Source organism: Microbacterium sp. NPDC056234 (genome assembly GCF_042267585.1).
Classification (GTDB): Bacteria; Actinomycetota; Actinomycetes; order Actinomycetales; family Microbacteriaceae; genus Microbacterium.
This window is the reverse complement of the sequence record NZ_JBHJTE010000005.1, coordinates 21,546-35,014: the sequence shown is the minus strand read 5'-3', so window position 1 is coordinate 35,014 and position 13,469 is coordinate 21,546. Positions and strand designations below refer to the sequence as shown.

The window sequence follows — 13,469 nt, the reverse complement described above, 5'->3', positions numbered from 1 at the left end:
CGCTAGGGCAACGGGGTGTTGCGCGTGCCCAGCCGTGACGCATCCACGGTGCCTCTGGCGCCGCGGAGCACCCCGCCGAGGAACCCCCACCCCCACGCCAGGTGCATCGTGGGCAGCACAGCCAGGGTCCAGAGCCGTTCGCGGAAACTGCGCCCCGGCGTCAGCGCCATCGCGATCACCAGGACCGCATAGGCGACCAGGGGCAGGTAGGCGAGACACGCGATCAGCGATGGTACGCCGGACAGCACGCCGGTCAGCTGCAGGACGCCGATCAGCAGGGCGACGATGAGGTTCGCCAGGAGAGCAGGGGGCGCGAAGAAGCGCAGGCCGTTGCGACGGCCGTACCGGCGCACCAGCTCACCGCGCCAGGCGCCGGTCGCGCGGAACTGCCTGGCCAGGCGCAACCAGCTCTCGCGCGGCCAGTAGGTCACCGACAGCGCAGGATCGAACCAGACCAGGTGTCCTGCCTGACGGATGCGCAGGTTCAGCTCCCAGTCCTCGCCGCGGCGGATGCTCTCGTCGAAGAGGCCGACCTCCTCGAGCACGCCGCGACGCATGACGCCGAGATAGGCGGATTCGGCTTCGCCCTCACGTGCTCCGCCGTGATACGCGCCGCCGCCGAGCCCGATCGGGGAGTTGTACGCCCATGCGGCGGCCTTCTGGAAGGGGGTGCGGCCCTCGGCGTGCATGACGCCGCCGACGTTGGCGGCTCCGGTCCGTGCCAGAGTCTCCAGCGCACGGGCGGCGTATCCCGTGGAGAGCTCCGAGTGCGCGTCGACCCTGACGATCGTGTCGTGGCGACCGGCGCGGATCGCCGCGTTGAGTCCTACCGGGATATCGGCGGCGGGGTTGTCGACGAGCCGGATCCGGTCGTCTTGCGCGGCCAGTGTCCGAGCGAGTTCGGTGGTTCCGTCCGTGGAGGGGCCGAGGGCGAGCACGAGCTCGGTCTCCCCGGCGATCTGCTGCGAGAGGACGGACTCCACCGCGTGCTGAAGATAGTCCCGCTCGTTCAGAACGGGCATGACGAACGTGACACCAGGAGAAGGTGTTGTCGTTTCGTTGTCGAGCACCCCCCGATCATGCCACGAGGCAGGGTGGGGTGCCTGGGTACTCTTGACAGGTGAGTCTCGTGTCCGATGGAAAGAAGGCGTACCGACTGCTCCGGCGCGCGCTGGCGTCGCGGTCCGCTGTGCAGCGGGTGCGTCGTCGCCTGGCCGCACTGCCGCCGCACCCCCGCGATCATTACAAGGTCGCCGTGTACTTCGCCGACGGCGCGGTCAACATGTACCAGATGCGGCAGTGGTATCGACCGCTCGCCGAACTGTCGAAGCTGTGGCCGGTCGTCGTGCTGTCCCGCAGCGCGACCGGTGCGGAGAAGCTCCTCGACGAGGATGGTCCTCCGGTCGCCTTCGTGCCGAAGGTGCGCAACCTGGAGCGATTCATCGCCGAGCAGGACATCCGCATCGTGCTGTACGTGAATCAGAACACCCGCAACTTCCAGATGTTCCGCTACGGACGTCGCTGGCATGTGTTCATCAACCACGGCGAGTCCGACAAGATGTACATGACCACCAACCAGTACAAGGCGTACGACTTCGCCCTGGTGGCCGGCCAGGCGGCAAGGGACCGGCTGTCGCGCACGCTGTGGGACTACGACATTGATCGACGCACGATCGAGATCGGCCGTCCGCAGGCCGACCACTACTCCGGGACGCTGCCGTACACCCCCGACAGCCGTACGGTCGTGCTCTACGCGCCGACGTGGGAGGGCGATCGTCCGAGCGCCCACTACGGCTCGATCGCGACGCACGGTGAGACGCTCGTGAAGAAGCTCCTCGCGACGGGGTCGCATCGCGTGATCTATCGCCCGCATCCGCGCAGCGGCGTCGTGGATGACGAATACGGGGCGGCGCATCGCCGCATCCTGTCGGCGATCGAGGCGGCGAACGCGGCCGATGCCACCGCGCATCACATCTACGACGACGGACCGGACCTGGGGTGGCAGCTCGCCTCGGCCGATGTCGCGATCGTCGACATCTCGGCGATGGTCTACGACCGGCTCGCGGCGGGGAAGCCGCTGATGATCACGCGCCCGGCAGACGAGCGGGCGTCGGTCGACACCAGGGGATACCTCTCCGACTGCGAGTGGCTCACGGTCGACGGGGCGTACGACATCGTCGCGGAGGTCGACCGCGTCCGCGCCGATGATGCGGCGATCACGAAGCTGCGCATGTGGGTGCAGCACTACTTCGGCGACACGACGCCCGGTGTCGCGACGGCCAAGTTCCACGCGGCGATCGAGCGCCTCATGGGGGAGTGGGACCAGTGGCGTGCGAGCGAGATCGGCGCGGTCCCGGACGATCAGGACGATGATGACGAAGAAGCAAAGGACGGCGAGGACTGACCCGCCACGTCGTCTATACAGTGGGCATATGGACTTCCCCCTCGCGGACGCTGTCGCCTCCCGGCTGGTCGTCGTGGAGGAATCTCCGTCCACGAACGCGCAGCTGCGCGAGCAGAGGGCGGATGCCGCGCATCTGACGGTCCTGCTCACGACCCACCAGACCGCCGGACGCGGCCGGCTCGATCGCACCTGGACGACTCCGGCCGGTTCGGCCCTGGCGATCTCGGTTCTGCTGCGTGATCTGCCGAAGGCCGAATCCCTCGGGTGGATCCCGCTCGCCGCAGGCATGGCGATGGCGGATGCAGTGGCCACACAACTCCCTGACCACGAGGTCGGGGTGAAGTGGCCCAACGACGTGCTGGTCGACGGCCGCAAGATCTGCGGCATCCTCGCAGAGGGTGCAGACGGAGCCGTCGTCGTCGGCGCAGGCGTGAACACCGCCATGACGGCCGATCAGCTCCCCGTCGAGACCGCGACCTCCTTCGCCGTGCTCGGCGCGGTGGCGGACCTCGACCGGCTCGCGCGCGACTTCCTCGTCGGTCTCGACCAGGCCCTCGTGAACCTGGTCGCCGCAGGGGACGCGGATGCCGCGGGGCTCCGCGTCGCCGTCGAAGCACGCTGCCTGAGCCTCGGACGTCCTGTGGAGGTCTCCCTGCCGGACGGCGCAGTGCTGCAGGGCACCGCCGTCGGTCTCGAAGCCGACGGACGGCTCATCGTCGAGACCGGTGGGCAGCGGCATCCGATCGCGGCCGGTGACGTCGTCCATGCGCGCCTGGTCTGACGACGCGACTGGAGTTGACACGCCGTCGAGAGTCGGGTGATGTCGCCCGCCTCGGTCACAATGGAGGCATGACGCAGCCAGTGACGCTCGGCGGTCGGCCGATGATGCCACCGCCTGGAGCGCCCAGCGAAGAGCTGCTCATCGCGCGCTTCCGCAGCCAGCCTCGTCGGTTGCTCTGGTCGGCCCTGCTGCTCATCGCGCTGTTCGGCGCGACGGCCTATTTCTACGACAATCTCCCCGCCGGCTTCGAGGACTGGATGCTGCTGGCGGCCGCCGGTCTCCTGCTGCTGGTCGGCGTCGTGATCCCCTACCTCGTCTGGTTGTCCCGGACGTACGTGATCACGACGCGTCGTGTGATCGTGAAGTCCGGGCTCGGCGCCCGTCACCGGCGCGAGATGACGCATGTTCGCGGGTACACGATCACGGTGCGCCGCGGCATCCTGCAGCGGCTGTGGGGAGCGGGGACCATCACGCTGTCCAACGGCGTCGATGCGCCGTTGCGCCTGGCCAACGTGCCGACGGTGACGCTCGTGCACGAGACGCTGGTGGATCAGATCGAGGTCAATCAGATCCTCGCGCACCGCGACGCGCAGTCCGCGTCCGATACCGGGCCCACCGCCTGATCGGCGCCCGCAGTCGCGTCCAGGATGCGGAAGAATGGTCGTGACGAACGGAGAGCTCGAATGGCGTTGCGTGTGGGTGTGATCGGCGGTGGCCAGCTGGCCAGGATGATGATCGCGCCTGCGGTCGAGCTGGGGCTCGAACTGCGGGTGCTGGCGGAGGCCGAGGGGATGTCGGCCGAGCTGGCCGCCACCTCGGTCGGTGATTATCGCGATCTCGAGACGGTCCGTGCGTTCGCGAAGGACGTCGACGTCGTCACGTTCGACCACGAGCACGTGCCGCAGGACGTGCTGCGTGCGCTCGTCGACGAGGGCGTCGCTGTTCACCCCGGCCCCGATGCTCTGAAGTACGCGCAGGACAAGCTCGACATGCGCGCCCGCCTCGCCGAACTCGGCGTGCCGCAGCCCGATTGGGCGGCGGTCGCGACGCCGGACGACCTGCAGGCGTTCCTCGACGACCATGGCGGACGTGCTGTCGTGAAGACGCCGCGCGGCGGATACGACGGCAAGGGCGTCCGGGTCGTGTCGGATGCCGCAGAGGCCGCCGACTGGTTCGAGGCGCTCGACGGCGGAGCGCTCCTGGTCGAGGAACTGGTGTCCTTCGTCCGCGAACTCGCGCAGCAGATCGCGCGGCGGCCCAGCGGTGAGATGGTCGCATACCCGGTCGTGGAGACGGTGCAGCTCGACGGCGTCTGTGCGGAGGTCTTCGCTCCCGCTCCCGGAACGACGCCTCGACTGGTCGAGGTGGCCGAGGGCATCGGGCGCAGCATCGCCGAAGGTCTCGGCGTCACGGGAATGCTCGCCGTCGAGCTGTTCGAGACGGATGACGAACGCATCCTCGTAAACGAGCTCGCCATGCGACCGCACAACAGCGGACACTGGAGTCAGGACGGTTCGGTGACCTCTCAGTTCGAGCAGCATCTGCGCGCGGTGGCCGATCTGCCGCTGGGTGAGACGACGCCCCGCGCGCCGTGGTCGGTGATGATCAACATCCTGGGCGGTCCGGTCGAAGGCGCACTCGACTCGCGATTCGCGGACGCCATGGCCGATCAGCCGAGTGCCAAGATCCACACCTACGGCAAGGCTCCGCGCCCGGGACGCAAGGTGGGCCACGTCAACGCCACGGGCGACGACCTGGATGACGCGGTGTTCGTGGCCAGGGCCGCGGCCGAGCACTTCCGTTGATGTCCGCGCCGTTCAGCGGATCGTGAGCCGCCAGACCGTACCCTGGGTGAGTGACTGAGCCGCTGCACTCCTCTGCCATGCCCCTCGTCGGTGTCGTGATGGGTTCCGATTCCGACTGGCGGATCATGAGCGACGCCTCGCAGGCGCTGACCGATTTCGGTATCGCGCACGAGGTCGAGGTCGTCTCCGCGCACCGGACACCCGACAAGCTCGTGCAGTACGCGCGCGATGCTCGCCGGCGCGGCCTCCGCGTCATCATCGCGGGCGCCGGCGGTGCTGCGCACCTGCCGGGGATGCTCGCCTCCATGACGCCGCTGCCCGTCGTCGGCGTCCCCGTGCCGCTGGCGTATCTGGACGGGATGGACTCGTTGCTCTCCATCGTGCAGATGCCGGCAGGCATCCCCGTCGCGACCGTGTCGATCGGAGGCGCGCGCAACGCGGGGATCCTCGCCGCTCGGATCATCGGGTCTGCGGATGCCGAGGTCGCCGACCGGATCGAGGAGTACGCCCGCACGCTCGAGGGGCAGGTGGCGGAGAAGAACCAGCGGCTGAAGGACTCGCTGTGACCATCGCCGCGCCGCGCGCCGGATTCGGTGCTCGTCCCATCATCGAGACGCGTCCGATGCGCAATCCGGATCTGAACGATTCCGGGTTCATGGCGCGGCGCGGGTGGTGGCTCGTGGCGCTGAACGTGCTCGTGCCCGGATCGGCGCAGGTGCTCGCGGGCAACCGCCGACTCGGGCGCTTCGCGCTGGGTGCGACGCTCTTCGGCTGGCTGTTCGCGATCGTCGCGGTCGGGCTGGCGCTGTTCGCCCGCCCGACGTTCCTCTGGCTCACGGTCGGGGCAGGGTGGGTGTCCACCATTCTGCTCACCATCGTGCAGGTGGTCCTGGTGGGCTACCTGGTGCTCTGGATCGTGCTCGCCATCGACACACTCCGTCTCGTGCGCCTGGTGCGAGTGTCGACGGTGTCGCGCTTCGGCATCCCCGTCGCGATGCTCGTCATCCTCGGTCTCGTCGGGGCAGGCACCGGGTACGCCGCGACGGTCGTCGGATCCAGCCGCGACACGCTGGGGTCGATCTTCACCCAGAGCGGACCGAGTCTTCCGCCCAGCGACGGCTACTACAACATCCTCCTGCTGGGCGCCGACAGCGGCGAGGGCCGGGACTCGATGCGCTACGACAGCATCTCCGTCGTCTCGGTCAACGCCGACACCGGTGCCGTGACGATCACCGGCATCCCGCGGGACATGCCCGGCTTCCCGTTCGCGGAGGGCCCGATGCACGACAAGTATCCGAACGGTCACGAGAGCCACAACGATTCCACCTGCGGCTGGGGCAGCGGCATCAATCAGCTGCGCACCGAGGTCGAGGTGTGCAATGACGGAGCCGAGCTGTATCCGGATGCGCAGGCGAACGGCTCGGAGCCGGGCATCGAGGCCACCAAGGACGCGGCCGAAGGCATCCTGGGCGTCGAGATCCCGTACTACGTGTTCATCGACATGAACGGCTTCGCGAACCTCATCGATGCGCTCGGCGGCGTGCAGATCACCGTCGACAAGCGCCTGCCCAAGGGTGGCGGACCGTCGTACACCGGCGAGCCGGCCGAGGACTGGGCCATCGGCTGGATCGAACCGGGCGAGCAGATGATGAACGGCGACACCGCGCAGTGGTACGCCCGGTCGCGGTACACCACGAACGACTGGGATCGCATGAAGCGCCAGCGTCAGCTGCAGGAGGCGATTCTCGCGCAGTTCACACCGCAGACCGTGCTGACGCGTTTCAACGAGATCGCCGCAGCCGGCACCGCGCTGGTGAAGACCGATCTGCCCCAGGACAAGCTGCCGGAGTTCTTCGACCTGGTCGTGAAGGCCAAGGCGCAGGCGGTCACGTCGATCGAGCTCACGCCCGAGAACGGAATCGATGACCAGGACCCCGACTACGAATACATCCGCCAGGTGATCCAGGACACGCTGCACCCGCCGACGGCGACGCCGGATCCGTCTTCCTGATCGCAGGCGCGCCGATGGGCTCGCGGAGCCCCACGCTCCACGAGCCCATCGACTCGGCACTGAGCGACGACGGACGGAGGGGGAGGGCCGTCGTCGCCCGGCCGGCCCGGTCGCCGCGCGCAGCGACCGGACTCAGACGCGGCGTCGACGCGCGGCGCCGGCCGCGACGAGGACGCCGCCGGCGGTGAGCGCCAAAGCGCCGCCGCCGATGATCCACGGTGACAGAGAACCGCCGGTCAGTGCGAGTTCCATCCCGGACCCGGTGGACCCCGTCGACGCGGAGGAGCCGGTCAGCGGCAGCTCGGTGCCGGCCGGTGCCGGCGCGGGGTCCTGCTCGCAGTCGGATCCGATGCCACCGCCGACGACGGTGATCGTGGCGGTGTAACCGGTCGAGACGGCGGCATCGGCCAGCGTGCTCGCGGCGGGGTCGCCTGCGGTCGAACCCCCGGTGCGCGCAGCGCGCGAGAACGTGAGCGAGTACGTCCCCTCACCGTCGGAAGGAGGGCGGAACGAGACGACGAGACTGCCGTCCCCGGCCGCGATGTCGCCCGAGATGCGCGCCGCGGCGGCATTCAGCCCCGACACCGACACGTCGACCCGTTCGCCGGGCAGGAAATACCCTGCTCCGAACGTGATCGTGGACGCCTCGCAGGTGTCGATGATCGGATGCCCGACCGAGACGCGCGGTGTCTCCGCATATTTCTGCGGAGTCGGAACCGGCGCTGGCGTCTCGAACGACGCGGCAGTGGCGGCGGTGGGCGCGGCAAGGAAGAGCGCACCCGCGGTAAGGCCGATGACGGCCATCTTCTTCAGCATGATTCTCCCCCAGAGAGATGCACGCGGAATCACACCCGAACACACCCCTGCATTCGACTGCGTGGACCCTTCCTGCCCCCACGGCAGGATGGCAGAGTCCGATATTCCCCAGTGGGGTCGACACTAGCGCATGCCGGTCGGAAAGTCACGACCCGCAATCGATGGATTCGCGCGTCACCTCCGGGTCGCGGATGAGGGGCGTGTGCCCGACCTCGGTGAGCCGTTCACCCGCACCTGTGCCGGTGAAATCGACCGTGATGGTGGTCGATTCCCCCGGGGCCAGCTGCACCGAGTGCTGCAGCACCGTTCGCCCGTCGATCACGGCCGTCTGGACCTGCTCCTCGGTGCCGTCGCGGTCGATCCGCACGGGAGTCGCGCCCTGCGGGCCGTAGAGGGCTATGAGGGTGCGGGTCTCGCCAGGCGGGACGCCGTACCAGCCGGCCGCGGTGACGTACTCGGGCAGCGCGGTGGCAGCATCCGCCGGGGCGCCGTTGGTCCACGTCGCCTCGAGGCGGGTGATCGGTTCGCCGACGCAGACACCGGTGGCGACGGTGAACGCCGCGTCGGCGTAGTAGTCCATCTTGCCGCCGGTGGTGTCGTTGAACAGGGCGCCGACCCAGGTCGTGCTGTCGTCATCGGTGGGGAGCGCACCGCTGAGGGATGTGGTCGCGAGCTTGGCCTGCTCGTCCTCGTGAGCGCTCCAGATGCGGATGCGTTCCTCGTCGGCGGACGCGGACAGGGCACCCAGCAGGGCCTGCGTCTCGCCGGAGGAGAAGGCGGCGCCCAGCAGAGCAGCGGATGCCTGGGCGAAGACGGCATCCTGAGCTGCGGAATCCGGGATGGTGCTGTAGATCTCCGAGAGCAGGATGCCGAGGATGTTGTCCCCGTCGGCCGTGAACGGTCCGAAGGCCACCGGCCCGGTGGCCGCGACGAGATGCTGGGCGACGACGGTGTCCACGGCGACGACACCGTCGACGGTGCCGCCGAACTGCTGCGTCCAGCGCGTCGCGATCAGAGGTGCCGCCTCGGTGAACTGCGGGATGCTGGTGAGATTCTGCAGATACCGTCCCGGTTGCTCCTCGAACAGGGCGACGTTCGGCTCGCTGACTTCGAGTGGGGCCTCCAAGGGCGGGAAGTCGGTCGTCGAGGCGTTGCGCACGATCCGGATGCTGCCGCGATCGGCGGTGACCAGTGCCAGGGCGCCGACGATGCCGCCGGAGGAGCGCACCTCGGCGTTGTTCTGCATCGCCACGACGTACGACCGTGGCCCATCGGCTCCGAGCATGCTCGGCAGCAGCACGGACGCGCCGTGCAGCGTGCCGACCAGCGTCGCAGCCTTTTCGACCGAGCCGAGAACCTGCCCGACCGCGTCCTGCAGCGGTGGGAGCGTGGCGCCGGCGTCGATCGCCCTGGCCCGGGTGAGGGCGTCGGAGAGCGTCGCGTCGGCGCGACCGAGCGGCTCCTGGGCGGCGGCGAACGGGGCGAGGTCGATGGTGGTGCCGGTGAATCCCAGATCGGCGAGATCCAGTTCATCCGCAGCATCCAGCACCGGGGTCAGCGCATCGGCCGCCACCGCATCCGCGATCCTGGCGATCTCGCGAACCGCCGTGAAGTTCGGTCCGACCCAGGGCACGAATTCGAAGCCGCGCCAGACGGGGTCGCTGGTGAGATCGGCGGCCTCCGCCGCGTGACCTGCGATGCGATCGGCGATCGCGTGCGCGCCATCGAGATCCTGAGCGGCGACGGCCGTCTTGAGCGCTGCCGTATTGTCAGAGACCGCCTGCAGTTCGTGGGCCGCACCGATCCCTCGGACGGTGACCCAGCCCATCGCGACGAGCAGGAGCACGACGAGCGTGCCGATGGTCCAGCCCAGCCATCGTCTGCGATGCCGGGGGAGTCGTCCGTCGCTCACGTGAGCATTCAAGCATGCCCGCGCGACCGGAGCGATCGTTGGCGCGCGTCCCGAGGAAGAGCTCGACGCCGTCTACCCTTCTGTTATGGGTGCTCAGCTGCGTGTCGTTCTCGATCAGCTCGCGCAGATCGTCTCGCCGGACGTCGCGTGGGCCTCACTCGAGCTGACCGCAGGACTCATCGCCACGGCGCCGCGGGAGTGCACTGTCGACGCGATCGTTCCGGCCGGCGCGAGGCCCGAGATCCGCGGGTTGGGGGAGGTGCGCACGCTGGCTCTGCAGCGGCGGGAGCTCGCGGCATCCTGGCAGCTCGGCATCGCTCCGGCGGTCGGCGGCGGGATGATCCATTCGCCGTCGCTGATGGCGCCGCTGGTCAAGCACGACCGGGTGCACGACATGGACCAGACCGTGGTCACGCTGTGGGACCTGAACGCCTGGGAGGCACCGCAGGCGATGGCCAAGCCCGCAGTCGCGTGGCAACGGGGCATGCTGCGTCGCGCGGCCAGGCACGCCGATGTGATCGTCGTGCCGTCGCACGCCTTCGTCGATCGGCTCGAGGATTACGCCAGATTCGGCGATCGTGTACGGGTGATCGCCGGCGCCGCGGCATCCGATCTCTCCGTGTCGAAGGACGCCGCAGCGCGGCGCTCGCGCGTCGGAATGCCGGAGGAGTACGTCGTGATCGCCGGGTCGGGGGAGTCGTACGAGCACGGGTTCCGCGCAGCTGTCGCCGCCGGAACGGATGCCGTGGTGCTCGGAGTCCAGGACGGAGCCGAGCCGCAGCTTGCGGAGCTCGCCTCAGCGGCCGGGCTGCCGGAGCGGCGCGTGCACGTGCCGGGGCGGCTGGACACGTCTGACCGCGCGGCAGTGATCTCCGGTGCGCGCGCGTTCGTCGCGACGAGCGCGCTGACGGCCTGGCCCTGGCGTGCCGTCGAAGCGATGACACTGGGTGTCCCCGCGATCGCGGTCGACGGCGGACTGCACGAAGACGTCATCGCGGACGGAGGCATCGTCGTGTCGGAAGCGGACCTGCCGGATGCCGTGGCGGATGCCGTCGGGAGCGGGAATGCGCGGCTTCGCGTACTCGCGGGCGATCGGTCACGGGCGTTCTCCTGGGCGAGCACCGCCGAGCGGGTCTGGGCGCTGCACGCCGAGCTGTGAGCGCTGGAACGTGCTGAGAGGTTGCTGAAAACGGGCGACACGCAGCGAATCGGCGAACGCGCGGGGCGCGTCACACCGGATAATGTCGCCACGTGCGTCACACTGGTCACATGTCTCGTCGTGCCCCACGCCCTCGAAACGTGCCCAGGATCGCCCGAATCCTCACAGTCTTCGTCGCCGCGATAGCGGTGACGATCGGCACGGTCCTGCCGGCGTCCGCCGCGACGTCCGCGACCACGGGGACGGCGGTGTCGGTCAGTCGGGCCGTCGGTGATCCGGCCGTCAGCGGGATCGTGAAGACGTCTCTCGCCGGTTTCAACGCGGGCAACATCATCAGCGACGCCGTCTTCACGAGCAAGTCCACGATGACCGAGGCGCAGATCCAGACGTTCCTCAACAGCAAGGTGAAATCCTGCCGCTCGGGGTACACGTGTCTGAAGGACCTCAAGACCTCGAGCCAGACCAAAGCGGCCGACAAGTACTGCGCCGGGTACACGGCGTCATCGGGTGAGACGGCCGCGCGCATCATCCATCGGGTCGCGCAGTCCTGCGGCATCAATCCCCAGGTGCTGATCGTGATGCTGCAGAAGGAGCAGGCGCTGGTCACGCACACCTGGCCGAGCGACTGGCGATACAACGCGGCGATGGGCCAGGCGTGTCCTGATACCGCCCCGTGCGATGTGAAGTTCGCCGGTTTCTTCGCGCAGGTCTACGGCGCGGCGCGGCAGATGCAGCTGTACATGGAAGGGCGCTACTTCACCTGGTACGCGCCGGGGAAGACCTGGAACATCAAGTACGACGTCGAGGACTCCTGCGGACGCTCGCCGGTATACATCGCCAACAAGGCCACCTCGGCGATGTATTACTACACGCCCTATCAGCCCAACGCTGCGGCGCTGCGCGCGGGGTACGGCTCGGCCGAGCCCTGTGGTGCATACGGCAACCGCAACTTCTACAACTACTTCACCGACTGGTTCGGGTCGACGCAGAAGCCGGCGCCGACTGCGCCCCCGGTTGCACCGCCCAAGCTGACCTCCGCCAACACGTCTGCCTACGTGGTCAGCGCTGACACGGCAGGCAACGTCTGGGGCTACCCGTACGCGAAGGGCGTGTGGGGCGCGAGCGTGAAGATGGCGAGCGGACTCGGCGCGCTGAAGTCCTTCTTCGGAGTGGGTGACCTGAACGGAGACGGTCACCGGGACTTCATCGCCGTCGGCACGAACGGAAAACCTTCGGCGCTCTACGGCGGCGGATCCACGAGCCTGACGGCGCCCAAGGCCCTGGGAGGGGATTGGTCCGGCGTCACGGCGGTCGTACCCGCGGGAGATTTCACCGGGGACGGCGTCCCCGACGTCTTCACCACCGACTCCCGCGGACGGCTGCTCCTGCGTGCCGGCGACGACCGCGGAGGGTTCCGTTCTCCCGTTTCGATCGGCGCCGGCTGGTCGTCCATGAGTCAGCTGATCGGTGGCATCGACATGAACGGCGATGGGAAGCCGGATCTCATCGCGCGTGACAGCGCCGGAGGCCTCTTCCTCTACCCCGGCAACGGGCGCGGTGGCTGGAGCGGCGGCAAGATCCAGATCGGCAACGGCTGGAAGAGCATGACGGCCATCTTCAGCCCGGGTGACTTCACCGGGAACGGATCGCCTGATCTGCTGGCGCATACGGCAGACGGCCGGCTCATGGCCTTCGAGGGCCGGGGCACCGCCTACCCGACGAGCATCGGCGTCGTCGGAACCAGCTGGCACAAGCTGGCCACGAAGGGCAGCGCCGGTGCCGCGGTGAGCAAGCCCCGCGCGTTCGCCGCCGGCGTCGGCAACGCAGATGGCGCTGCCGGCAACGATATCGTCGCGGTGACGACGGGCGGCGAGGTTCGCATCTACGGCGGCGACGGCAAGGGCGGCTGGAGCGGCGTCAAGAAGGTCACCGGCGGCTGGAGCCCGCGCGACAAGGTGATCGCGATCGGCGACTTCGACGGAAACGGGGTCCGGGATCTGGGCCGCATCGACAGTGCCGGCGTGTTCTGGTTCTACCCCGGTAAGAGCGGCGGCGGTTATGGTGACCGCAAGCGGATCGGCCAGGAGTGGGACAAGTTCGTCCACGTCCTCGGCGGAATCGACTTCGATGGCGACCGTCGGACCGATATTCTCGCCGTCACCTCGAAGGGCGACATGTTCCTCTACCGCGGCGACGGCAAGGGCGGGTGGGCGTCCGGCGTGGGGGCCCGAATCGGCAACGGCTGGAACATCGCGGATCAGATCGTGCACGTCGGCGACTTCACCGGTGACGGGCGCGCCGACCTGATGGCCCGGTTCAAGGACGGAACTCTCCGTGTCTACCCCACGACGGGAAGGGGCGGGTTCTCGGCTCCGGTGCAGATCGGCGTCGGCTGGGGCTCGATGGCCAGGATCGTCGGCCCGGGGGACTTCGATGGCGACGGTCGTGCGGACGTCCTCGGCATCCACAGCAACGGGACGATGTACCTGTACGCGGGCGACGGCAAGGGCGGCTGGAAGACGAGCAAGCAGATCGGCACAGGCTGGACGACGATCAGCAGCGTCGGCTGACGAACTTCGCT

The 13,469-nt window shown here is 68.7% G+C and carries 11 protein-coding genes; 8 read left to right on the top strand and 3 right to left on the bottom strand.

Annotated elements, in window-relative coordinates:
* Positions 1 to 2: 2 nt before the first annotated feature.
* Positions 3 to 1,070: a glycosyltransferase family 2 protein gene (locus ACFCYE_RS13925; protein WP_376179625.1), complete on the bottom strand. Its 1,068-nt coding sequence runs from the start codon at positions 1,068 to 1,070 to the stop codon at positions 3 to 5.
* 50 nt (positions 1,071 to 1,120) lie between these two features.
* Between ACFCYE_RS13925 and ACFCYE_RS13920 the strand changes: the two genes are divergently transcribed.
* From ACFCYE_RS13920 to ACFCYE_RS13895, 6 genes are all read left to right on the top strand, one after another.
* Positions 1,121 to 2,404, top strand: coding sequence for a CDP-glycerol glycerophosphotransferase family protein (locus ACFCYE_RS13920; RefSeq protein ID WP_376179624.1), 1,284 nt, complete (start codon positions 1,121 to 1,123; stop codon positions 2,402 to 2,404).
* 28 nt (positions 2,405 to 2,432) lie between these two features.
* Positions 2,433 to 3,185 carry a biotin--[acetyl-CoA-carboxylase] ligase gene (locus tag ACFCYE_RS13915; RefSeq protein WP_376179623.1) on the top strand — a complete coding sequence of 251 codons (753 nt, stop codon included), beginning with the start codon at positions 2,433 to 2,435 and terminating at the stop codon, positions 3,183 to 3,185.
* A gap of 68 nt (positions 3,186 to 3,253) precedes the next feature.
* Positions 3,254 to 3,808 carry a PH domain-containing protein gene (locus ACFCYE_RS13910; RefSeq protein ID WP_376179622.1) on the top strand — a complete coding sequence of 185 codons (555 nt, stop codon included), beginning with the start codon at positions 3,254 to 3,256 and terminating at the stop codon, positions 3,806 to 3,808.
* Between the two features lie 24 nt (positions 3,809 to 3,832).
* Positions 3,833 to 4,990 (top strand): 5-(carboxyamino)imidazole ribonucleotide synthase, encoded by a 1,158-nt coding sequence (locus ACFCYE_RS13905; protein ID WP_376179620.1) that lies wholly within the window; start codon positions 3,833 to 3,835, stop codon positions 4,988 to 4,990.
* Between the two features lie 98 nt (positions 4,991 to 5,088).
* Entirely contained in the window at positions 5,089 to 5,556 is a 468-nt protein-coding gene (gene purE, locus ACFCYE_RS13900; protein ID WP_376180149.1) for a 5-(carboxyamino)imidazole ribonucleotide mutase, read from the top strand.
* A complete protein-coding gene (locus ACFCYE_RS13895; RefSeq protein ID WP_376179619.1) occupies positions 5,553 to 7,001 on the top strand; it encodes an LCP family protein in 1,449 nt (482 codons plus the stop codon). The genes purE and ACFCYE_RS13895 overlap by 4 nt, the downstream gene beginning before the upstream one ends.
* A gap of 132 nt (positions 7,002 to 7,133) precedes the next feature.
* On the opposite strand, the gene ACFCYE_RS13890 is transcribed toward ACFCYE_RS13895, so the two are convergent.
* Entirely contained in the window at positions 7,134 to 7,817 is a 684-nt protein-coding gene (locus ACFCYE_RS13890) for a hypothetical protein (protein ID WP_376179617.1), read from the bottom strand.
* Positions 7,818 to 7,962: 145 nt separating this feature from the next.
* Positions 7,963 to 9,729, bottom strand: coding sequence for a DUF4012 domain-containing protein (locus tag ACFCYE_RS13885; protein WP_376179616.1), 1,767 nt, complete (start codon positions 9,727 to 9,729; stop codon positions 7,963 to 7,965).
* A gap of 85 nt (positions 9,730 to 9,814) precedes the next feature.
* Here ACFCYE_RS13885 and ACFCYE_RS13880 point away from each other — a divergent pair, with 85 nt between their 5' ends.
* Both ACFCYE_RS13880 and ACFCYE_RS13875 read left to right on the top strand, forming a co-directional pair.
* Complete coding sequence (locus ACFCYE_RS13880; protein ID WP_376179615.1) at positions 9,815 to 10,888, top strand: glycosyltransferase; 1,074 nt, start codon at positions 9,815 to 9,817, stop codon at positions 10,886 to 10,888.
* 110 nt (positions 10,889 to 10,998) lie between these two features.
* Positions 10,999 to 13,458 carry an FG-GAP repeat domain-containing protein gene (locus ACFCYE_RS13875; RefSeq protein WP_376179613.1) on the top strand — a complete coding sequence of 820 codons (2,460 nt, stop codon included), beginning with the start codon at positions 10,999 to 11,001 and terminating at the stop codon, positions 13,456 to 13,458.
* Positions 13,459 to 13,469 lie beyond the last annotated feature (11 nt).